Annotated in this window: 22 protein-coding genes; 10 read left to right on the forward strand and 12 right to left on the reverse strand. The window is 71.7% G+C overall.

Annotation, left to right across the window (positions count from 1 at the left end; translation table 11 throughout):
* Positions 1 to 40 precede the first annotated feature (40 nt).
* Positions 41 to 559, forward strand: a complete 519-nt coding sequence (locus KZ829_RS32455) for a SigE family RNA polymerase sigma factor (RefSeq protein ID WP_220147653.1) — start codon at positions 41 to 43, stop codon at positions 557 to 559.
* Positions 560 to 608: 49 nt separating this feature from the next.
* On the opposite strand, the gene KZ829_RS32460 is transcribed toward KZ829_RS32455, so the two are convergent.
* Together KZ829_RS32460 and pdxT are read right to left on the reverse strand one after the other, a co-directional pair.
* Positions 609 to 1,361 carry a YebC/PmpR family DNA-binding transcriptional regulator gene (locus KZ829_RS32460; RefSeq protein WP_204295514.1) on the reverse strand — a complete coding sequence of 251 codons (753 nt, stop codon included), beginning with the start codon at positions 1,359 to 1,361 and terminating at the stop codon, positions 609 to 611.
* A 15-nt stretch (positions 1,362 to 1,376) separates the two neighbouring features.
* Positions 1,377 to 1,982 (reverse strand): pyridoxal 5'-phosphate synthase glutaminase subunit PdxT, encoded by a 606-nt coding sequence (pdxT, locus tag KZ829_RS32465; RefSeq protein ID WP_220147654.1) that lies wholly within the window; start codon positions 1,980 to 1,982, stop codon positions 1,377 to 1,379.
* Between the two features lie 116 nt (positions 1,983 to 2,098).
* On the opposite strand from pdxT, the gene fliQ reads away from it, so the two are divergent.
* Together fliQ and pdxS are read left to right on the forward strand one after the other, a co-directional pair.
* Positions 2,099 to 2,368: a flagellar biosynthesis protein FliQ gene (gene fliQ, locus KZ829_RS32470; RefSeq protein WP_183215336.1), complete on the forward strand. Its 270-nt coding sequence runs from the start codon at positions 2,099 to 2,101 to the stop codon at positions 2,366 to 2,368.
* A 99-nt stretch (positions 2,369 to 2,467) separates the two neighbouring features.
* Positions 2,468 to 3,364 carry a pyridoxal 5'-phosphate synthase lyase subunit PdxS gene (gene pdxS / locus KZ829_RS32475; RefSeq protein ID WP_220147655.1) on the forward strand — a complete coding sequence of 299 codons (897 nt, stop codon included), beginning with the start codon at positions 2,468 to 2,470 and terminating at the stop codon, positions 3,362 to 3,364.
* Between the two features lie 46 nt (positions 3,365 to 3,410).
* Here pdxS and KZ829_RS32480 read toward each other — a convergent pair whose 3' ends face one another.
* The 4 genes from KZ829_RS32480 to pgsA are packed head-to-tail and all read right to left on the reverse strand — an operon-like array spanning position 3,411 to position 6,582.
* Positions 3,411 to 3,923: a hypothetical protein gene (locus KZ829_RS32480; protein ID WP_220147656.1), complete on the reverse strand. Its 513-nt coding sequence runs from the start codon at positions 3,921 to 3,923 to the stop codon at positions 3,411 to 3,413.
* Positions 3,924 to 3,953: 30 nt separating this feature from the next.
* Complete coding sequence (locus tag KZ829_RS32485; protein WP_220147657.1) at positions 3,954 to 5,090, reverse strand: glycosyltransferase family 4 protein; 1,137 nt, start codon at positions 5,088 to 5,090, stop codon at positions 3,954 to 3,956.
* Positions 5,091 to 5,098: 8 nt separating this feature from the next.
* Positions 5,099 to 5,965 (reverse strand): phosphatidylinositol mannoside acyltransferase, encoded by an 867-nt coding sequence (locus tag KZ829_RS32490; protein ID WP_220147658.1) that lies wholly within the window; start codon positions 5,963 to 5,965, stop codon positions 5,099 to 5,101.
* A complete protein-coding gene (gene pgsA, locus KZ829_RS32495) occupies positions 5,962 to 6,582 on the reverse strand; it encodes a phosphatidylinositol phosphate synthase (RefSeq protein ID WP_220147659.1) in 621 nt (206 codons plus the stop codon). Before pgsA ends, KZ829_RS32490 begins: the two co-directional genes overlap by 4 nt.
* A 176-nt stretch (positions 6,583 to 6,758) precedes the next feature.
* Here pgsA and KZ829_RS32500 point away from each other — a divergent pair, with 176 nt between their 5' ends.
* Complete coding sequence (locus KZ829_RS32500; RefSeq protein WP_220147660.1) at positions 6,759 to 8,921, forward strand: elongation factor G-like protein EF-G2; 2,163 nt, start codon at positions 6,759 to 6,761, stop codon at positions 8,919 to 8,921.
* Here KZ829_RS32500 and KZ829_RS32505 read toward each other — a convergent pair.
* The 4 genes from KZ829_RS32505 to KZ829_RS32520 form a co-directional block, all read right to left on the reverse strand.
* Positions 8,914 to 9,312, reverse strand: a complete 399-nt coding sequence (locus tag KZ829_RS32505) for an FAD-dependent monooxygenase (protein ID WP_246636647.1) — start codon at positions 9,310 to 9,312, stop codon at positions 8,914 to 8,916. The genes KZ829_RS32500 and KZ829_RS32505 overlap by 8 nt on opposite strands.
* A 131-nt stretch (positions 9,313 to 9,443) precedes the next feature.
* Positions 9,444 to 9,914, reverse strand: coding sequence for an HIT family protein (locus KZ829_RS32510; RefSeq protein WP_220147768.1), 471 nt, complete (start codon positions 9,912 to 9,914; stop codon positions 9,444 to 9,446).
* 122 nt (positions 9,915 to 10,036) lie between these two features.
* Positions 10,037 to 12,034, reverse strand: coding sequence for a threonine--tRNA ligase (gene thrS, locus KZ829_RS32515; RefSeq protein WP_220147661.1), 1,998 nt, complete (start codon positions 12,032 to 12,034; stop codon positions 10,037 to 10,039).
* Positions 12,035 to 12,133: 99 nt separating this feature from the next.
* Positions 12,134 to 13,051, reverse strand: a complete 918-nt coding sequence (locus KZ829_RS32520; RefSeq protein ID WP_220147662.1) for an ADP-ribosylglycohydrolase family protein — start codon at positions 13,049 to 13,051, stop codon at positions 12,134 to 12,136.
* Between the two features lie 97 nt (positions 13,052 to 13,148).
* On the opposite strand from KZ829_RS32520, the gene KZ829_RS32525 reads away from it, so the two are divergent.
* The 4 genes from KZ829_RS32525 to KZ829_RS32540 all read left to right on the forward strand — a co-directional run bounded on the left by KZ829_RS32525 (position 13,149) and on the right by KZ829_RS32540 (position 17,894).
* Positions 13,149 to 13,838, forward strand: coding sequence for a response regulator transcription factor (locus KZ829_RS32525; RefSeq protein WP_043525920.1), 690 nt, complete (start codon positions 13,149 to 13,151; stop codon positions 13,836 to 13,838).
* Between the two features lie 2 nt (positions 13,839 to 13,840).
* Entirely contained in the window at positions 13,841 to 15,262 is a 1,422-nt protein-coding gene (locus KZ829_RS32530) for a HAMP domain-containing sensor histidine kinase (RefSeq protein ID WP_220147769.1), read from the forward strand.
* A gap of 218 nt (positions 15,263 to 15,480) precedes the next feature.
* Complete coding sequence (locus tag KZ829_RS32535; RefSeq protein WP_220147663.1) at positions 15,481 to 17,721, forward strand: RICIN domain-containing protein; 2,241 nt, start codon at positions 15,481 to 15,483, stop codon at positions 17,719 to 17,721.
* A gap of 26 nt (positions 17,722 to 17,747) precedes the next feature.
* The gene (locus tag KZ829_RS32540) at positions 17,748 to 17,894 is read left to right on the forward strand and encodes a hypothetical protein (RefSeq protein WP_220147664.1); all 147 of its coding nucleotides are present in this window, start codon (positions 17,748 to 17,750) and stop codon (positions 17,892 to 17,894) included.
* Here KZ829_RS32540 and KZ829_RS32545 read toward each other — a convergent pair.
* Both KZ829_RS32545 and KZ829_RS32550 read right to left on the reverse strand, forming a co-directional pair.
* Positions 17,885 to 18,907, reverse strand: a complete 1,023-nt coding sequence (locus tag KZ829_RS32545) for an adenosine deaminase (RefSeq protein WP_220147665.1) — start codon at positions 18,905 to 18,907, stop codon at positions 17,885 to 17,887. The genes KZ829_RS32540 and KZ829_RS32545 overlap by 10 nt on opposite strands.
* Before the next feature lie 12 nt (positions 18,908 to 18,919).
* Positions 18,920 to 19,660 carry a methyltransferase domain-containing protein gene (locus KZ829_RS32550; RefSeq protein WP_220147666.1) on the reverse strand — a complete coding sequence of 247 codons (741 nt, stop codon included), beginning with the start codon at positions 19,658 to 19,660 and terminating at the stop codon, positions 18,920 to 18,922.
* Positions 19,661 to 19,724: 64 nt separating this feature from the next.
* Between KZ829_RS32550 and KZ829_RS32555 the strand changes: the two genes are divergently transcribed.
* Positions 19,725 to 20,702 carry an aldo/keto reductase gene (locus KZ829_RS32555; protein ID WP_220147667.1) on the forward strand — a complete coding sequence of 326 codons (978 nt, stop codon included), beginning with the start codon at positions 19,725 to 19,727 and terminating at the stop codon, positions 20,700 to 20,702.
* Positions 20,696 to 20,935 carry a hypothetical protein gene (locus tag KZ829_RS32560; protein WP_220147668.1) on the forward strand — a complete coding sequence of 80 codons (240 nt, stop codon included), beginning with the start codon at positions 20,696 to 20,698 and terminating at the stop codon, positions 20,933 to 20,935. The genes KZ829_RS32555 and KZ829_RS32560 overlap by 7 nt, the downstream gene beginning before the upstream one ends.
* The last annotated feature ends 10 nt before the right edge of the window (positions 20,936 to 20,945 follow it).

A 20,945-nucleotide genomic window follows, 5' to 3' on the forward strand; every position in this document is an offset into this window, starting at 1 on the left:
TCCGCCGACACGCCTCGACGATGGGGACGGGAGGTCCGCTATGCGCCTCATTCCGCCGATGGACGACGAGCCGCCACCGGAGTACGTCGCCTTCGTCACGCTGCACGCCCCCGAACTGCGCGCCGAGGCGTTCCGCCTGGTCGGTGGCGCGCCGGTGTCCGAGGAGATCTATCTGGCCGTGCTCACCGACCTGGCCGGGCACTGGCGCCGGATGCGCTGGCTGCGCCGGACCGGCGGCTACGTGCGCAAGCGCCTGCTGGCACGGACCGCGCAGTGGCGCGAGGACCAGGTCTACGAGGTCGAGGTGCGCGTGTTGCGCCCTCCGGAACCGGTGGTCGCGCTTCCGCGGTCCGGTGGCAGCCTGGCGCTGCGCAAGGCCGCGATCATCGGGGGTACGGCGAGAGCCTCCCTGGACGCGCTGGCCGACGCCGAGATCGCCTGGGTGCACGCCAGCCTGCGCAGCCGGCTGCGCCGCACGCTCGGCTACGCGATCGGCAGCTTCCTGCTGGTGCTCGGCCTGATCCAGTACATGGCCTCGCTGAGCACCGATCCGCTCTGAGAACGCCGGGAGGCCGGCCCGACCGGGCCGGCCTCCCGCAGCGCATCGCTCACGCGTCGATGGTCGCCATGACCTCGTCGGAGATGTCGGCGTTGGAGTAGATGTTCTGCACGTCGTCGCAGTCCTCCAGGGCGTCGATGAGCTTGAGCACCTTGCGTGCCGCGTCCTCGTCCAGCTCGACCGTCATGCTCGGGACCAGGGAGGACTCGGCCGAGTCGTACTCGATGCCGGCGCCCTGCAGCGCCGTCCGCACGGCGATCAGGTCACCGGGCTCGCTGACCACCTCGAACTCCTCGCCGAGGTCGTTGATCTCCTCGGCGCCCGCCTCGAGCACGGCGAGCATGATGTCGTCCTCGGTCAGCTCACCCTTGGGGACGATCACCACGCCCTTGCGGTTGAACAGGAACGACACCGAGCCGGCGTCGGCGAACGTGCCGTTGTTGCGGGTCAGCCGGGTGCGCACCTCGGTGGCCGCCCGGTTGCGGTTGTCGGTGAGGCACTCGATAAGGATGGCGGTGCCGTTCGCGCCGTACCCCTCGTACATGATCGTCTGCCAGTCGGCGCCGCCGGCCTCGAGGCCGGAGCCCCGCTTGACCGCGCGGTCGATGTTGTCGTTCGGAACCGACGACTTCTTCGCCTTCTGGATGGCGTCGTAAAGCGTGGGGTTACCGGCCGGGTCACCACCACCGGTCCGGGCCGCGACCTCGATGTTCTTGATCAGCTTGGCGAACATCTTGCCGCGCTTGGCGTCGATGACGGCCTTCTTGTGCTTGGTCGTCGCCCACTTGGAGTGGCCGGACATGCGTAACCTCCGTGTCTACCGTACGGGTACGGCCTGGCGGACCATCTCGACGAAGTACCGGTGGACACGAAGGTCGCCGGTCAGCTCCGGGTGGAAAGCCGTGGCGAGCAGGTTCCCCTGCCGAACTGCCACGATCCTACCGGCGGCGGCCCCCTCGGCCACGCGCCCCAGCACCCGCACGTCGCCGCCGATCTCCTCGACCCACGGCGCGCGGATGAAGACCGCGTGGAACGGGCCGCCCTCGATGTCATCGATCTCCACCGACGCCTCGAACGAGTCGACCTGCCGGCCGAACGCGTTGCGCCGGACGGTCATGTCGATGCCGTGGAACGACTCCTGGTCCGGACGGCCGTCCAGCACGGTCCCGGCCAGCATGATCATGCCGGCGCAGGAGCCGTACACCGGCATGCCGTCGGCGATCCGCTTGCGGATCGGGTCGAGCAGCCCGAAGGAGACCGCCAGTTTGCTGATCGCGGTCGACTCCCCGCCGGGGATCACCAGTCCGTCGACGTCGGCGAGCTCCTCCGGCCGGCGGACCGGCCGGGCCAGGACGTCCGACTCGGCCAGCGCGGCCAGGTGTTCACGTACGTCGCCCTGCAGGGCCAGCACTCCGATGTTCACGGCCCCCACAATAGGCACGAGGGGGAACCGGGCCCACTCGAGGCGTCAACCGGACGGCAACCGAGGGGCCCCCGTCGCGCACTCCGGCGTTTCCTCAAGTTCCCGAACTGATGGGCATGACGGACACGATGGTGGTTGAGCTGGCGATGCAGGCCCTGACGATCGCGGCGAAGATGGCGGCGCCGGTGCTCCTGACCGCCCTCGTGGTCGGCTTCGCCGTCTCCCTCTTCCAGTCGGTCACCCAGATCCAGGAGGCCACGCTCTCCTTCGTCCCGAAGGCGATCGCGATCGGCGCGGCCCTGCTGCTGGCCGGCAACTGGATGCTCCACTCGATGATGACCTTCACCACCGAGCTCTTCGAGAAGGTCCCGAGCCTGCTGGCGTAGTAAAGCAGGCCACCGGGGAGCCGATTGGCTATCGGAACACGTACTGCGCGTTCGTAGTATCCCGTTCATCCGATAACCCGCACGAGGAGCCGAATCCCCATGTCTGAGAACCAGCCCGCCGTCGGAACCGCCCGCGTCAAGCGCGGCATGGCGGAGATGCTCAAGGGCGGCGTGATCATGGACGTGGTCAACGCCGAGCAGGCGAAGATCGCCGAGGACGCGGGCGCCGTCGCGGTCATGGCGCTGGAGCGTGTGCCGGCCGACATCCGCGCCCAGGGTGGCATCTCCCGCATGTCCGACCCCGACATGATCGAGGGGATCATCGGCGCGGTCTCCATCCCGGTGATGGCCAAGGCCCGCATCGGCCACTTCGTCGAGGCCCAGGTGCTCCAGGCGCTCGGCGTCGACTACGTGGACGAGTCCGAGGTGCTCTCCCCCGCCGACTTCGCCAACCACATCGACAAGTGGCAGTTCACCGTGCCGTTCGTCTGCGGGGCCACCAACCTGGGCGAGGCGCTGCGCCGGATCACCGAGGGCGCCGCCATGATCCGGTCGAAGGGCGAGGCCGGCACCGGTGACGTCTCCAACGCCACCACCCACATGCGGAGGATCCGGGCCGAGATCCGCCGGTTGCAGACCCTGCCCGAGGACGAGCTGTACGTCGCCGCCAAGGAGCTCCAGGCGCCGTACGAGCTGGTCAAGGAGGTCGCCGAGCTGGGCAAGCTGCCGGTCGTGCTGTTCACCGCGGGCGGCATCGCCACCCCCGCCGACGCGGCCATGATGATGCAGCTCGGCGCCGAGGGCGTCTTCGTCGGCTCCGGCATCTTCAAGTCCGGCAACCCGGCCCAGCGCGCCGCCGCCATCGTGAAGGCCACCACCTTCCACGACGACCCGGACGTGATCGCCAAGGTCTCCCGCGGCCTGGGCGAGGCCATGGTCGGCATCAACGTCGAGGACGAGCCGGTCCCCCACCGCCTCTCCGAGCGCGGCTGGTAGATGAGCTGAGACGAGGGGCCCCGCGAAAGCGGGGCCCCTCGCCCGTTCAGATCGTGGCGGGCAGTGGGGCCGGGGGGAGTTCGGGCAGCACCGGCTCGACGATGTCGAAGTACTCCGGCCGCGGGTAGCGGCGGGCCAGCCGGAGCAGGCGGACGACCACCCGGCGGCGGGCGTTCTGCGCGTCCCGCACCTGGTCGGTGTGCACCTGGCGGGCCAGCACGACACGCCGGCTGGTGGCCACCAGGGTGCGCGCCGCCGGGTCGGCCGGGTCCAGGGCCACGTTCTGCAACTGGCGGGTCAGGTCGTTCTCCGCCGTCTCCCGCTCGCCGGGCTCGGCGTCCAGCGCCAGCCGGGCCGCCGCGTACAGCTCCACCGACTCGGCCTGCTCGGCGACCACCGCGGCGGCCGCGGCCCGGCGCAACAGATGCGCGTCCAGCGCCCGCTCGGCCGACCGGGCCCGCGCGTGCAGGCGTTCCACCCGCTGGGCGGTCCAGCCGAGGTACGCCGAGAAGATCGCGGCCAGCACGACGACTCCCACCACCCACCACATGCCGGGCATCGTAGTGCCCGTCTGTCACCGCGGTGGTGGTCAGGACCACTCGTCGTCGAAAACCCTCCCGTCGGTGGCCTCGATCGCGGTCGCGTACACCTCGAGCACCCGGTTGGCCACACTCGGCCAGTCGAACGTCCCGACCACCTGACGCGCGCAGGAGGCCAGGGCGGCCCGCCGGGCCGGGTCGTCCAGCAGTTCGCCGAGCAGCCGGGTGAGCGCGGCCTGGTCGCCGTTGGGGAACAGCGCGCCGGCCCGGCCGCCGTCCAGCACCCGGCGGAACGCGTCCAGGTCGCTCGCCGCGATCGTCGAGCCGGCCGCCATCGCCTCGGTGAGGATCATGCCGAAGCTCTCGCCGCCGGTGTTCGGCGCCACGTAGACGTCGACGCTGCGCAGCATCCGGGCCTTGTCCGCCTCGGAGACCAGGCCCAGGAACTCCACCCGGTCGTGCAGGTCGGCGGGGATGCCGTCGTACAGCTCGTCGCGGTCGCCCGGGCCGGCCACCAGCAGCCGCAGCCCGGGACGTTCGCGAGCCAGCGACACGTACGCCGTACGCAGAAGGGGGAAGCCCTTGCGCGGCTCGGTGAACCGGCCCAGGAAGCCCAGCGTCCCACCCTGGCCGGGCCATCCCGGCAATGGCGAAGCCGAGGCGAACTTGACCACCGCGACCCCGTTGGGGATCTCGACGGCGCCGCCACCGAGATGCTCGACCTGCACCTTCCGGGCCAGTTCACTGACCGCGATCCGGGCGGTGATCTTCTCCGCCACCGGCTGGAGGAACGGCTGCAACCCGGAGAGCGCCCGGGACCGGGTCATCGCGGTGTGGAAGGTGGCCACCACCGGGCCGCGCGCGGAGACCACGGCCAGGAACGACAGGCTGGGCGAGAACGGCTCGTGTACGTGGAGCACGTCGAACTCGCCGTTCTTGAGCCAGCGCCGGACCCGGGCCGTGGAGACCGGCCCGAACGCGATCCGGGCCACCGACCCGTTGTACGGCAGCGGCACCGCGCGCCCGGCGGGCACCAGGTAGTCCGGCAGTTCCGCGTCGTCGTCGGCGGGCGCGAGCACGCTGACGACGTGACCGAGGCCGAGCAGCGCCTCCGCCAGGTCCATGATGTGGTTCTGCACGCCGCCGGGGACGTCGAACGAGTAGGGCGAGACGATCCCGATCCGCACGGCGCCTCCTAGAGCCAGAGCTTCTGGAGCATGTGCCAGTCCTGCGGGTGGTCGGCGATGCCGGCCGCGTACGCGTCGGCGAGCTGCTGGGTGGTCCGCTTGATCCGCTCGTCGAGCGGCCCGTCGGCGGGTGGGGTGATCTCGCGCATCCGGGCCATCACCCGCCGCTCGTCGTACCAGCAGTCGACCGCGAAGAGCGGCGCCCCGGTACGGATGGCGAGCAGCGCGGGCCCGCCCGGCATCCGGGTCCGCCCGCCGAAGAACTCCACCTCGACGCCGGAGCGGGACAGGTCCCGGTCGCCGAGCAGGGCCACCACCCAGCCCTTCCCGAGGTGCTCGGTGAGCACTTCCAGGGGTGACCGTTCGCCGCCGGTGTGCGGGAGCACCTTCATGCCGAGCTTCTCCCGGTACGCCAGGAACGCCCGGGCCACGCCCTCGGGCTTGAGCCGCTCGGCCACCGTGATCAACGGCCAGTCGTGCGAGCACACCCAGGCGCCGGCGGCGTCCCAGTTCGCCACGTGCGGCAGCGCCAGGATCACGCCATTGCCGTCGGTGGCCGCCTTCTTCAGCTTCTGGTAGCTCTCCGGGACCATGAAGAATCCGTCGAGGAACTGCGCACGGTCCTGCGTCGGCAGGCGGAACGCCTCCATCCAGTACCGCGCGTAGGAGCGCAGCGCGTCACGGACCAGGGTCTCCGGCATGTCCTCGCCGACGACCTGCCGCAGGTTGCGCCGCAGCCGCTGGGTGCCGGGGCCGTCGCCCTTCCAGGCCCGGTCGGCCGCCGTCCGGAACAGGCTCCGGGCGACCGGCAGCGGGAGCGCACGGACCACCCGCCACCCGGCCAGGTAGCCGAGCTCGATCAGCCGGTCCTTCACTCGGCCGGCGCCTTCGGCTCGGTGCGCCGCGCGTGCAGCAGCCGCTGGAAGGCGGTGATCACGGAGAGCACGGCCAGCACCCAGAGCGCGGCGGGCAGGCCCCACTCCAGGCCGGCCGCGCCGAGCAGGCCGCCCGCACCGACGATGAGCAGCCGTTCCAGGCGCTCGGCGATGCCGACGTCGGCGTTCAGGCCGAGGCTCTGGGCACGGGCCTTGACGTACGACACGACCTGCCCGAAGACCAGGCTGATCAGGGCCGCGACGACACCGCCGTACGGGTTGCCCTCGGTGGCGAGGTAGTAGGCGACGGCCCCGAACACGGCGCCGTCGGCGATCCGGTCCATGGACGAGTCGAGCAACGCCCCGAACTTGGAGGAACCACCCCGTATCCGGGCCATTGTGCCGTCGAGCACGTCGGTGAGGGCACAGGCGGTTACGATCACGGTGGCCCAGAACAGGTGACCCTGCGCACCGAGGTACGAACCGAACAGCACGCCGATCGTGCCTGCGATGGTGACCGCGTCGGGTGAGACGCCGATCCGGAGAAGATAACGGGCGACGGGGTCGACGACATAGGCGACGACGGCGCGGGCCGTTGTTTGAACGATCTTTGCCATGGCCGTCCCACCATAACGGGGTGCGACCAGCGGTGGTACGGCTCAGGCCGCGGGTTGGCCGGATCGTCACCATCCGGCACAGTTACAGGCCTGAAGTCCTTGCGACCACTACCGCGCCGGGTGTGGGATTCAAACAACAGCGGCGTAACAAACGGGAAACGACGGGAGCGCTCGGCATGGCGCAGAAGACTTCGGAGAAAGGGCTTGCCGGCGCCGGTGCGCCGGCGGTGACCGACCCCGGCAGAGTTCGTAACGTGGTGCTCGTCGGCCACTCCGGTTCCGGGAAGACGACCCTGGTCGAGGCGCTGCTCTCGGCCAGCGGGACGATTCCGCGGGCGGGCGGGGTGACCGAGGGCACCACGGTGACCGATCACGATCCGGCGGCGATCCGGCAGCAGCGTTCGGTGGCGCTGGCCTGCGCGCCGCTGATGCACGGCGATGTGAAGATCAACCTGTTGGACACCCCGGGGTACGCCGACTTCGTCGGTGAGCTGCGGGCCGGGCTGCGGGCCGCGGACGGCGCGCTGTTCGTGGTCTCCGCGGTCGACGGCGTGGACGACTCCACGGTGTCCCTCTGGGAGGAGTGCGCCGCGGTCGGCATGCCGCGCGCCGTGGCCATCACCCGCCTCGACCACCCGCGCGCCGACTACGACCAGGCGCTCCAGGACTGCCAGGAGGCGTTCGGCGAGAACGTCATGCCGATCTACCAGCCGATGCTCGCCGACGACGGGCAGGCCATCGCCGGGCTGCTCGGGCTGATCACCCTGCGGGTGCTGGACTACTCGGCCGGCTACCCGCCGCGGGCGGGCGAGGCCGAACCGGAGCACCTGAACCCGATCGCCGACGACCGGAACACGCTGATCGAGGGCATCATCGCGGAGAGCGAGGACGAGACCCTCATGGACCGCTACCTCGGCGGCGAGATGATCAGCACGGACGCCCTGGTCCCGGACCTGGAGAAGGCCGTCGCACGAGGGAACTTCTACCCGGTCGTCCCGGTCTGCGCCGGCACCGGCGTCGGCCTGGACGCGCTGCTCGACGTCATCGCCAGCGGCTTCCCGTCGCCGCTGGAGCACGATCTGCCGGTCGTCACCGGGGTGGACGGCTCACCCCGTCCGCCGCTGACCTGCGACCCGTCCGGCCCGCTGGTGGCCGAGGTGGTCCGCACCACGATCGACCGGCACGTCGGCCGGGTCTCCCTGGTCCGGGTCTTCTCCGGCACCCTGCGCCCCGATCAGACGCTGCACGTCTCGGGGCACGGCATGGCCGAGCGCGGGCACCCCGACCACGACGCCGACGAGCGGGTGGCGCACGTCTACTCCCCGCTCGGCGCCCAGCTCCGCGAGGTGCCCTCCTGCCTGGCGGGCGACCTCTGCGCGATCACCAAGTCGGGCTCGGCGGAGACCGGCGACACCCTGTCCGGCAAGGACGATCCCCTGCTCATGGAGCCGTGGCGGATGCCCGAGCCGCTGCTGCCGATCGCCGTGGTGGCCAAGACCCGCTCGGACGAGGACGCCCTCGCCAAGAACCTGGCGAAGCTGGTCGCCGGTGACCCGACGCTGCGCCTGGAGCGCAACGCCGAGACCCACCAGCTGGTGCTCTGGACCATGGGCGAGTCGCACGCGGACGTGGTGCTCGACCGGCTCCGCTCGGGCGGCGTGGAGCTGGACACCGAGCCGGTCAAGGTGGCGCTGCGGGAGACGTTCGGCAGCGGGGCCAAGGGCCACGGCCGGCACGTGAAGCAGTCCGGCGGCCACGGCCAGTACGCGGTCTGCGACATCGAGGTGGAGCCGCTGCCCCGCGGCGAGGGCTTCCAGTTCGTCGACCGGGTGGTGGGCGGCGCCGTGCCGCACAACTACATCCCGTCGGTGGAGAAGGGTGTCCGCGCCCAGCTCGAGCGCGGCCTGGCCGCCGGCTGCCCGGTGGTGGACGTCAAGGTCACCCTCTACGACGGCAAGGCGCACAGTGTCGACTCCTCGGACGCCGCCTTCCAGACGGCCGGGGCGCTGGCGCTGCGGGCCGCCGCCGAACAGGGCCACATCACCCTGCTCGAGCCGGTGGACGAGATCGTGGTGCGGGTGCCGGAGTCGTACGTCGGCGCGGTGATGAGCGACCTGTCCGGCCGCCGCGGCCGCCCGATGGGCAGCGAGTCCGGCGGCGAGGGCGAGGCCAGCCTGGTCCGCGCCGAGGTCCCGGCCACCGAGCTGGTCCGCTACGCCGTCGAGCTGCGCGCGCTCACCTCGGGCACCGGCACCTTCACCCGGCACTACATCCGGCACGAGCCGATGCCCCCACACCTGGCCGAGGCCGTCCGCAAGGAGCACGCGGTCGCTAGATGACGATGGCGTCGGCCGCCTCGTGCATCGGCGCGAGCACCTTGTCGATCACCTGCTCCTTGCGCGGGTGGAAGCGCAGGGTCCGCATCCCGTAGTTGCGGAAGGCGATGGCGAGGCGGCTGCCGGGCACCATGTCCTGGGCCATCTTCCGGCCGAAGGCCATGTTCTTCTCCACGTACGGCCGCATCTCGGCCTCGTAGGCGGCGAGCCCGCCGGGGGTGCCGAGATGCCGGCCGAGCACGTAGGCCCCGGTCAGGGCCAAGCTGGTGCCCTGCCCGGAGGCCGGTGACGGGCAGTGCGCCGCGTCGCCGAGCAGCGTCACCCGCCCGGCCGACCAGCTCGGCAGCTCCACCTGGCTGAGTGAGTCGAAGTAGAAGTCGGCGGAGGTGTCCATCGCCGCCAGGAACGCGTCGCTGCGCCAGCCGCGATGATCAGCTCGATGGAGGGCAGGAGCGAGGCGAGGTCCAGGTGTCGTCTGGCCGCTGGGCCACGCCGCAGCCCAGCCCTCCCTCACAACACAGACCCCTAGGGCCAGTTCTTGGCCAGTAGGTCCCGGGTGTCGTAGAGCAGCTGCGGCAGCACCTTGGTCCGGCCGACCACCGGCATGAAGTTGGCGTCGCCGCCCCACCGCGGCACCACGTGCTGGTGCAGGTGGGCGGCGATCCCGGCGCCGGCCACCGAGCCCTGGTTCATCCCCAGGTTGAAGCCGTGCGGGCTGCTGCTCGCCCGGATCACCCGCATCGCCGTCCGGGTGAACGCGGCCACCTCGACCGTCTCCCGCTCGGTGAGGTCGGTGTAGTCGGCCACATGCCGGTACGGGCAGATCAGCAGGTGCCCCGGGTTGTACGGGTACAGGTTGAGCACCGCGAAGACCAGCTCGCCCCGCGCCACCACCAGCGTCTCCGCCTCGGGCCGGCCGGGCGCCAGGCAGAACGGGCAGCCGGCCGGTTTCTCGTACCCACCCTCGGGCCGGTCCTCGCCCGAGATGTAGGTCATCCGGTGCGGCGTCCAGAGCCGCTCCAGCCCGTCCGGCTCACCCAGATCGTCCACGTCCGCATCCTATGCGGAACCGGCCTCCACCGAACATCGCGCCGGGCGGTGGAGGCCGGGGACCGCGGTCAGACCGCCGAGGGCCCGGTGTTGACCCGGGAGCGAACCACCTCGACCACGTGCGCGACCGCCTCGTCGATGGAGACGCCGTTGCGCTGGGAGCCGTCCCGGTAGCGGAACGACACGGTGCCGCCGTTGACGTCGTCGTCGCCGGCGATCGCCATGAACGGGATCTTCTGCTGCTGGGCGGTACGGATCTTCTTCTGCATCCGCTCGGTGGAGTGGTCCACCTCAGCCCGGATGCCTGCCTTACGAAGCTTCGTGACGAATTCCTCGAGGTACGAGGCGTGGTCGTCGCGGATCGGGATGCCGACCACCTGCACCGGCGCGAGCCAGGCCGGGAACGCGCCCGCGTAGTGCTCGACCAGCACGCCGAAGAACCGCTCGATCGAGCCGAACTTCGCGGAGTGGATCATCACCGGCTCCTGCCGGGTGCCGTCGGCCGCCTGGTACTCCAGACCGAACCCGGCGGGCTGGTTGAAGTCGTACTGGATGGTCGACATCTGCCACGTACGGCCGATCGCGTCCTTCGCCTGGACACTGATCTTCGGGCCGTAGAAGGCCGCGCCACCCGGGTCGAGCACCAGCTCCAGGCCGGACTCGGTAGCCACGTCCTCCAGGACCTTGGTGGCCTTCTCCCACTGCTCGTCCGTACCGATGAACTTGTCGCTCTTCGGGTCGCGGGTCGACAGCTCCAGGTAGTAGTCGTCCAGGCCGAAGTCGTCGAGCAGCGAGCGGACGAAGTTCAGCAGGTGCTTGATCTCGGCCGGGGCCTGCTCGGCGGTGACGTAGGAGTGCGAGTCGTCCTGGGTCAGGCCGCGCACCCGGGTCAGGCCGTGCACCACGCCGGACTTCTCGTAGCGGTAGACCGTGCCGAACTCGAACAGCCGCATCGGCAGCTCACGGTAGGACCGCCCGCGCGACCTGAAGATCAGGTTGTGCATCGGGCAGTTCATCGCCTTGAGGTAGTAGTTCGCCCCCTCCAGCTCCATCGGGGGGAACATCGTGTCCTTGTAGTAGGGCAGGTGTCCCGAGGTGTGGAACAGGCCCTCCTTGGTGATGTGCGGGCTGCCCACGTACTGGAAGCCCTCCTCGATGTGGCGGGCCCGGACGTAGTCCTCCATCTCGCGCTTGATCACCCCACCCTTCGGGTGGAAGACCACGAGACCCGACCCGATCTCGTCGGGGAAGGAGAAGAGGTCCAGCTCGGTGCCCAGCTTGCGGTGGTCGCGGCGCTCGGCCTCGGCGAGACGGTTGAGGTACGCCTTGAGCTCGTCCCGCGACGGCCACGCCGTCCCGTAGACCCGCTGCAGCTGCGGGTTCTTCTCCGAGCCGCGCCAGTAGGCGGCGGCCGACCGCATCAGCTTGAACGCCGGGATGAGCCGGGTCGACGGCAGGTGCGGGCCGCGGCACAGGTCGCCCCAGACGCGGTTGCCGTCCTTGTCGAGGTTGTCGTAGTGGGTCAGCTCGCCCGCACCGACGGCGGCGGCCTCCTCGTCCACGTCACCCTTGATGTCGACCAGTTCGAGCTTGAAGGGCTCGGCGTGCAGCTCGGCCTTGGCCTCGTCGAGGGTCCCGTACTCCCGGCGGTTGAAGGTCTGCCCGGCCTTGATGATCTCCTGCATCCGCTTCTCGAGCTTCGTCAGGTCCTCGGGCTGGAACGGCTTCTCGACGTCGAAGTCGTAGTAGAACCCGTCCCGGATCGGCGGGCCGATGCCCAGCTTCGCCTCCGGGAACACGTCCTGCACGGCCTGGGCCAGCACGTGCGCGGTGGAGTGGCGCAGCACGTCGAGGCCGTCCGGGGTGTCGACGGCGACCGGGGTCACCTCGGCGTCGGCCGCCGGCGCCCAGTTCAGGTCGCGCAGCCGGCCGTCGGCCTCACGGACCACGACGATCGCCTTCGGCCCGTGCGCGGGAAGCCCCGCGGCGGCCACCGCGTCGGCCGCCGTAGTCCCGGCCGGGACGACTAGGGGGTCGGCCACAGCGGGTGTACGGGGTGCAGACACGGTGATCTCCATTCGTGTGGGTCGGCCTCGGCTGCTCCGGGCCGACCCTGATGCTATCCGCCCCGTTTCGCCCGGCTCCCCAGTCCCCACCGGCCCCGGCTATTCCCCGCCGGCCTCCGCCGACCAGGCGGGAAGCGGTTCGCGGGCCGACAGCCACGCCGCCGGGACGCCCTCCACACCGGTGTACGCCGCCACGACTCCCCCGGCGATCGCCGCGGTGGTGTCGACGTCCCCGCCGGCGACCACGCACGCCGCCACGGCCGCCGGATAGTCGTCCAGGAACCGGTCGGCGACCCACAGGGCGAACGGCACGGTGTCCTGAGCCGTCGCCTGCCCGCCCGAGCCGAGCCGGTGGGCCGCCTCCACGACCGTCGTGGTCAGACCGGCCGCCTCGATCAGGCCGTCGTGGACCACTCCGGCCGGGGTGTGCCCCGCCGTGGCGCGCAGCAGTTGACCGCGCTCGGGCCGGTGGCCGTTGAGCCGGGCGGCGGCGGCCACCGCGGCGGCCACGGTGACGGCCGCGCCACCGGCGATCCCCTCCGGGTGCGCGTGGGTGACCTCCGCGGCTCGTACCCCCTGGACGGCCGCGTGGGCCAGGGAATCCGCGTGCCAGGCGCCCAGCGGCGCGGCGCGCATCGCCGCGCCGTTGCCGCAGGAGCCCTGCCCGTTGAAGGCGGCGGCCGCGGCGATCGGCCAGGGCAGGCCGTTCCGGATCTCGCGCAGCATGGTCACCGCGCCGGGACCGTAGCCGCGGTACGGCTCGAAGCGGGCGGCGAGCAGGGTGGCGAAGGCGTCCCGGTCGAAGTCTCCCTCGGCCAGGGTGGCGACCAGGCAGCAGGCCTGCTCGGTGTCGTCGGTCCACTCCCAGGGTGGTTCCGGGAGGCGTCCCTCGAGAAGGTCGGAGGGGCGGTTGCCGGGCACGAAGTACTGCGCGCCGAGAGCGTCGCCGACGCTCAGGCCGGCCAGGGACCCCAGTGCGAGTGTGCGGCGGGTATCGGGAAAGAGTGTGAAAGACATCGGTACTTCGGATCGTATTCCATCACTGAGAGTCATCAAAGACTCTCGCTCGATCACCCTTTAGGTTCTGCCTTGCCATGGACGCTACGGTCTTCGCATGGCCACGGTGTTGCTCGTCGAAGACGACCATGTCGTGCGCGGCGCCATGCTCCGTTCGCTCGCCGATCGAGGGCACGCCGTGCACGCCGTCGGCACCGCCCTGGAAGCGTTGCGGCGGGTCGCCGCGGAGACGCCCGACCTCGTCGTGCTGGACCTCGGACTCCCCGATCTGGACGGATCGGACGCGCTGCGGATGCTGCGCGGCATCACCGACGTGCCGATCATCATCGCCACCGCGCGCGACGACGAGCAGACCGTCGTGCGGCTGTTGCGGGCCGGCGCCGACGACTACATGGTCAAGCCGTTCACCGGCGCCCACCTGGACGCGCGCATAGCCACCGTGCTGCGCCGCGTCGGCCGGGCCAGCCGGGCCGCGCAACCCGCCGTCCACGAGGTGGGCGAGCTGCGGGTGGACGTCGGCGAGCGCAGCGCCACCCTCGGCGATCAGCCGCTGGCGCTGACCCGCAAGGAGTTCGACCTGCTGGCCTACCTCGCCGCCCGTCCGGGCCGAGTGGTTTCCCGTCGCGAGCTGTTGGAGGAGGTATGGCGACAGCCATCGGTCGGCGAGGACCAGACCATCGACGTGCATTTGTACTGGCTTCGCCGGAAACTGGGCGAATCCGCGGCGAAGCCCCGCTACCTGCGCACCGTGCGGGGGGTCGGATTCCGGTTGGTGGCGCCGGACTGAGGCTGCGGCTGGCGTACACCACCGCAGCCACCACCGCCGTCGCCGCACTCGTCTTCCTCGTCCCGCTCGGCTGGGGCCTGCGCAACGATCACCGGGAGGCCGCTCTCGCCGACGCCGCCGCGCGTACCTCGACGGTGGCCGGCGCCATCGCGGCCGGAACCGGCGAACGTGGCCTGGCCGCCGCGACCACGCTGGCCGGCGGCGCGCCGGTGGTGCACACCCCGGGCCTCGCCCCGTCCACCGGCGGGCGGGCCGACGGCGCGCTGATCGACCGGGCCGCGACCACGCCCGAGCCGACCGTCGAGGACGTCGACGGCGGCGTGGTGCACCTGCGACCGGTCACCGTCGGCGACCGGATCCTGGTGGTCGAGGCGTTCGTGCCCGCCTCCGCGCTGAACCGGAACACCGCCCGCGACTGGTGGCTGCTGCTGGGCCTCGCCGTGGTGCTGGTCGGTGGCGCCGTCGTGGTGGTGGACCGGCTGGCCCGGGGCGCGGTGGACTCGGCCCGCAACCTCGTCGACGCGGCGCTCGCGGTGGGGGACGGGGACCTCGGCGTACGGATCAGCCCGTCCGGGCCGCGCGAGCTCGCCGAGGCGGGCTACGCCTTCAACCGGATGGCCGACCGCTTGGTAACCTCCCGGACCGACGAGCGGGAACTGGTCGCCGACCTGTCGCACCGGCTGCGTACCCCGCTGACCGCGTTGCGGCTCGACGCCGAGGCGCTCGACCCGGACGACACCCAGATCATCGACCTCACCGCGGACGAGGTCGATCGCCGCCGCGGCATCCGGCGCATCCGGCAGGCGATCACCACCCTGGAGGACGAGGTCAACCACCTGATCAACACCACCCGGCAGGCCGTCGCCGACCGGGTCGCCGCCACGCCCGAGGACGGGCTGTGCGACGCCAGCGAGGTGGTCCGCGAGCGGATGATGTTCTGGTCCGCGCTCGCCGGCGACCAGGAGCGGCAGTACCGGGTGGTCGGCGCGCACCTGCGGATCCCGGTGCCGGTGGCCCGGGCCGAGCTGGCCGCCGCACTGGACGCGGTGCTCGGCAACGTCTTCCGCTACACCCCGCAGGGCACCGCCTTCGAGGTCGGGCTGTCCCGGCGCGACGGCTGGGTGGCGCTGCGGATCGACGACGCCGGCCCCGGCATCCCCGATCCACAGGGGGCGCTGCGGCGCGGGCAGAGCAATCAGGGTTCCACCGGTCTGGGGCTGGACATCGCCCGCCGGGTGGCGCAGGCTACCGGCGGGTCGCTCAGCCTGGACCGGGCCGCCATGGGTGGCGCCAGCGTGGTCATGTTGCTGGCCGACGCGGATGCCACCCCCAAGCAGCCGAGCAGGTTCGGGCTGGTCGGACGAGGCCGACCGGCACGCGACCGCGATCCGGGACGACGTCGCTGGCAACGAGGACGGGAATGAGCCGTATCCCCCGAACGAAACAGCCCTGGCTTATATCTGTTTTAAGAACGTTCCCCTGGGGACGCGAGGCTGGCAGGGTTCCCCTCGATCCCATCCGGCTTCCCGGATCGCAACCCGCAGCGCGTCCCCTACGCCGCGAACCGCGAAGCCACCGCGCGGTGGGAGGCGGTCACCCCATGGACCCCTCCCACCGCCACACAGCTCGACGAGGAGACGCCGTGTCCGCGCATCGCCGGCCGACGTTCCGCGGGTCGCCGCCAGGACGGCGCCGCGCGGCGAGCCCCCCGAAACCGGCGCGCACACGCTCCGCGACCTTCCGGCTCCTTCCGGTAGCCCTCGGCCTGGCTCTGCTCGGTGTCGGCGGCGTGATCGGCCCCAGCGTGATCGGCTCCGGGCCGTCCGACGACTTCTCGCTGACCTCGCTGCCGAGCGACGCCCCGGAGCAGGGGCTGGTCTACAGCGGACTCAAACTGGCCTCCTCCGGCTCGGTCTGCGCCGGGGCGTACCAGCTGTACGAGGAGGTCTGCACGCACGGCCCGGACCCGGCCCCGGCCGGTCTCGCGGTGCGCCGTGACGTCGCCCCGGTGACCGCCGGCAGCGACCAGATCACCCCGGTCCGGCGGGAGACCGGAAACGTGCCCGGGGACGCCGAGATCGCCCGCGACGAGGGCGGCAGCGCGATCACCGCGGACGCCCCGGCGCTGGTGCCGGACGCCGCTCCCGGACAGGCCGACTTCATCCTCGGCCCGGACGACGTGGCCTGCGCCGGCGACGGCCGTACCGGCAAGCGGGTGCAGTTGCTCTACCTGCACGAGTCGGGCAGCGCCAGCCGGTACCCGAAGTTCCTGAACTCGTTCCGGACCTGGGCCGCCGGGGTGGACGCCATCTACGACGCCAGCGCGGGCGAGACCGGCGGCTCCCGCCACATCCGGTACGTGACGACGCCCGAGTGCCGCGCCGACGTGGCCGAGGTGGAACTGCCGGACGGCTCGCTGCGCACGTTCACCGCGACCATCGACGCGCTGCGCGGGCTCGGCTACAACCGCACCGACCGCAAGTACCTGATGTTCGCCGACACGAACCTGTACTGCGGCATCTCGACCTACGTCAACGACACCCGGTCCGGCCGCGGCAACCGCAACAACGGCGGCCCGTCGTACGCCCGGGTCGACTCCGGCTGCTGGAGCGCCGCGATGGCCGCCCACCAGCTCACCCGCTCGCTCGGCGCGGTCCTCACCGACTCGCCGAACGCCACCGGGGCGGGCGGTTGCCTGGACGAGTCCGACCTGCTGTGCGCCCCGGACCGGACCGGCAAGCCGGTGAAGAACGTGTGCCCGAAGAAGAACGAGATCCGCCTCGACTGCGGTCACGACGACTACTTCAGCACCAACCCGAAGCCGGGCAGCTACCTGGCCAAACACTGGAACGTGGCGCTCAGCGAGTTCCTGCTGCGCAGCGACGGCGGCGACGACATCCCGGACGCCCCGGGCGCCACCGTGCCGGACCCCGAGACGCCGGCCGGCCCCCCGCCGGCGAAACCGTCCGCGCCGGTTCCCGCGCCGAGCGCGGCGAAGCCGAACCCGAGCGCCTCCACGCCCACGCCCGGGCCCAGCGTCTCGGCGAGCACCGGACCGGCGCCGCAGCCCAGCGTCTCCGCCGGGCTGCCGCAGGTGGAGATCACCCCGGTCGCCCACCACACCAAACCGCCCAAGGGGGGTGGCACCGGCGACCAGCCCGGTGGCGGCAACGGGGTCCCGGCGGCGCCGCCCGAGGTGACCGGCGACGGTGTGCAGGCGGTGCTGGAGATCCGCGAGGCGACCAGCGGCTCGGTCCGGCTGATCTGGAGCGCGGCCGCCGACGACGCCGAGTACGAAGTGTCGGTGGACGGCGAGCCGGTGGCCACCACCCGCGCCACCCGGGCCCGTCTGATCGGCTTGAGGCCGGACGCGAAGTACCGGGTCGAGGTCCGCAACCGGAGGCTGGGCTACCACGCCAAGGGCACCGCCGAGACGGCGCCGTCGGCCAGCCCGGTGCAGAACTCCTGGTTCGTGCTGACCAACTCGCTGACCGGCGGCGCGGCCGACCTGTACGCGGCCCGCGCGGCCGACGGCACCCCGGTCGTCCTCGGCAGCGACGAGGGCGGCACCCAGCAGCAGTGGCAGCTGGTGCCCGCCGAGGGCGGCGCCTACTCGCTGGTCTCCAAGGCGAGCAACCGCTGTGTGGTCCCGCTCGGCGGGGCCGCGGTCACCGGGGCGCCGCTGGTGCAGGGCGACTGCAAGGCCGGCGGCGCGGCGGCCCGGTGGACGCTGCGTGCCTCGGCGTACGGCTTCACCATCCGGGCCACCACCGGTGACCTGGTGATCGGCGTGGGCGCCCAGCGCTTCGGCACGCGCCGCGTGCTGGTTCTGCAGAAAGACACCGACCAGCGGCACCAGAGCTGGACGGCGGTTCCCGACTAACCGGCGGAGGACGACGGGAGAGGCTGATGCCTGATGTGCTGAGCAAGGCGAAGACCGGGCCGGAGGAGGATCCGGCCCGGTTCAACCGGCGGCGGCTGGTTCGCTGGCTGGCGATCCTGACCATCGGCACGCTGACGATGGTCGCCTGCTGGCAGGACCCGCTCTACCCCTGAGCCGCCTGGTAGGCGTCGATCTCGGCGAGCAGGGCGGCCTTCCCGTCGCCGGGCCGGAAGCTGTGCCGGACCGCGGCGCGGGCCAGGTCGGCCACACCGGCGGTGTCCAGGCCGAGCAGCCGGGCGGCGGTGGCGTACTCCTGCTCCAGCGTGGTGCCGAACATGGGCGGGTCGTCCGAGTTCACACTGACCGGCACGCCGGCCGCCACCAGGGTGGTGATCGGGTGCTGGTCGAGGTCGGTGACCGCCCGGGTGCGCAGGTTGGAGGTCGGGCAGACCTCGAGCGGGATGCCGTTCTCGGCGAGGTGGGCCATCAGCCGCTCGTCCTGGGCGGCCGCGATGCCGTGCCCGATCCGTTCGGCGCCGAGTTCGCGGAGCGCGTCCCAGATGGTCTCCGGGCCGGTGGTCTCGCCGGCGTGCGGCACGCTGTGCAGGCCGGCCGCGCGGGCCTGGTCGAAGTACGGCTTGAACTGCGGCCGTGGCACCCCGATCTCCGGGCCGCCCAGCCCGAAGCTGACCAGGCCGTCGGGCCGCTCGTCGAGGGCGACCCGCAGGGTCTCCTCGGCCGCGGGCAGGCCGGCCTCCCCCGGGATGTCGAAGCACCACCGCAGGTCCACCCCGAAGTCCCGGGCGGCGCCGGAGCGGGCGTCCTCGATCGCCTCGCAGAACGCCTTCGCCGGGATGCCCCGCCGCACGCTGGAGTACGGCGTGACGGTCAGTTCCGCGTACCGGACGTTCTGCCGGCCCAGCTCGCGCCCGATCTCGTAGGTGAGCAGCCGGACGTCCTCGTCGTCGCGGATCAGGTCGACCACGCTCAGGTAGATCTCGATGAAGTGCGCGAAGTCCCGGAACTCGAAGTACTCGGCCAGCCGTGCCGGGTCGGCCGGGACCGGCGAGGTGCCCTCGTGGCGGGCGGCCAGCTCGGCGACGATCCGCGGCGACGCCGAGCCGACGTGGTGGACGTGCAGCTCGGCCTTGGGCAGGCCGGCGATGAACGACGTCAGGTCGGTCAAGGAAGGTTCCCCCTAAATAGAAGCCACCACGAAGATACGGCGGTACGGGAGGGCCACGAGACCGTGCCGCTCCGGATACGCCTCGGTGAGCCGTTCCGAGAACGCGGCCCGGAACGCCGCCCAGCCGGCGTCGTCGAGCGCGGCCCGGACCGGCCGCAACGCGGTGCCCTCCATCCAGCGGAGCACCGGATGCTCCTCCGGGGTGGCCGGCAGCAGGTGCACGTAGGTGGTCTCCCAGGCGTCCACGACGGCGCCCGCGGCGGTCAGCAGCTCGGCGTAGCCCGCCGCGTCGTAGACCGGATCTGATCGGAGCTCGACCGGCGACAGCTCGCGCGCCGCACGGTGGCCCGGGCTGTCGAAGTTGCCCGGCACCTGCATCGCCAGCCAGGCGCCGGACGGCAGCTCGCGCGCCCAGTGGGCGAGCATCTCCGGGTGTCCCGGCACCCACTGCAGGGCGGCGTTGGTGACCACGACGTCGGTGTCCGGGCCGGGCCGCCAGTCGCTGATGTCGGCGAGCCGGAACTCGACCGGGCCGGGCTCGGCGGTCGCCTTGGCGATCATCTCGGGTGACGAGTCGAGACCGGTGACCCGGGCGTCCGGCCAGCGTTCGGCGAGCGTGCGGGTCAGTTCACCGGGTCCGCAGCCGAGGTCGGCGACGGCACGCGGGCGGTCGGCGCCGATCCGCCCGACGAGGTCGAAGAACGGGCGTGATCGTTCGGCGCCGAACCGGCGGTAGACAGCGGGGTCCCACATACCGACCTCCAAAACCGTACGTACGTATTGTTTGACGCTAACAGACGAGCGGTAGTGTCACGGCGTGGAAAATCGAAGCTTTCGCAAGCTGGGGCGCACCGTGGGCGTGGTCGGCCTCGGCGCCTGGCAGCTCGGAGCCGACTGGGGCCAGGTCAGCGAGGCCGACGCGCACGCGACCCTGCGGGCCGCCGTGGACGCCGGTGTCACCTTCATCGACACCGCCGATGTGTACGGTGACGGCCGCAGCGAGCAGATCATCGGCTCGTTCCTGAAGGACCGTCCGGGCCTGACCGTCTTCACCAAGATGGGCCGCCGCCTGCCGCAGGAGCCGGGCAACTACCACCTGGACAATTTCCGGGCCTGGACCGACCGGTCCCGCGCCAACCTCGGTGTGGACACCCTCGACCTGGTGCAGCTGCACTGCCCGCCGACTCCGGTCTACTCCTCGGACGCGGTGTTCGACGCGCTCGACACCCTGGTCGAGGAGAAGCGCATCGCGGCGTACGGGGTGAGCGTCGAGCGGGTCGAGGAGGCGCTCACCGCGATCGCCCGGCCCGGTGTGGCCAGCGTCCAGATCATCCTGAACGCGTTCCGCCTGAAGCCGCTGGAGCGTGTGCTGCCGGCCGCCGCCGAGGCCGGGGTGGGCATCATCGCCCGGGTCCCGCTGGCCAGCGGGCTGCTCTCCGGACGGTACGACGAGAGCACCACGTTCGGCGCCGACGACCACCGCAACTACAACCGGCACGGTGAGGCGTTCGACGTCGGCGAGACGTTCTCCGGAGTGGACTTCCGTACCGGGCTGGAGGCGGTGGGCCGACTGCGCCCGCTGGTTCCGGCCGGCGTCACCATGGCGCAATTCGCACTCCGCTGGATCATCGACCAGCCGGCCGTGACGGTGGTGATCCCCGGCGCCCGCAACCCCGAACAGGCACGGGCGAACGCGGCCGCCGCGGAGGTCCCGGCTCTCTCGCCGGAAACCGGAGAAATGATCAACACCGTCTACGATGAGTTGATTCGCCCGCAGGTGCACGACAAATGGTGAACAATGAAACCGAGAGGCCGCGGTTGAAGGGCTGGCTCGCCATGTCCCTGGGCCTGGTCGCGATCGTGCTGGGTGGAGTATGGACACTCCAGGGGCTGGATGTGCTGCCCTACAGCGCGATGAGCGGCCAGACGGTGTGGGCCGTCGTCGGCGGTGGCCTGATCATGGCCGGGCTCCTGCTGATCGCCGTCGGGATGCGCCGGCGGTCCAGTGCGCAGAAGCCCGTCCCGTAGTGCGGTGACG

Source organism: Actinoplanes hulinensis (genome assembly GCF_019429605.1).
Lineage (GTDB): Bacteria > Actinomycetota > Actinomycetes > Mycobacteriales > Micromonosporaceae > Actinoplanes > Actinoplanes campanulatus.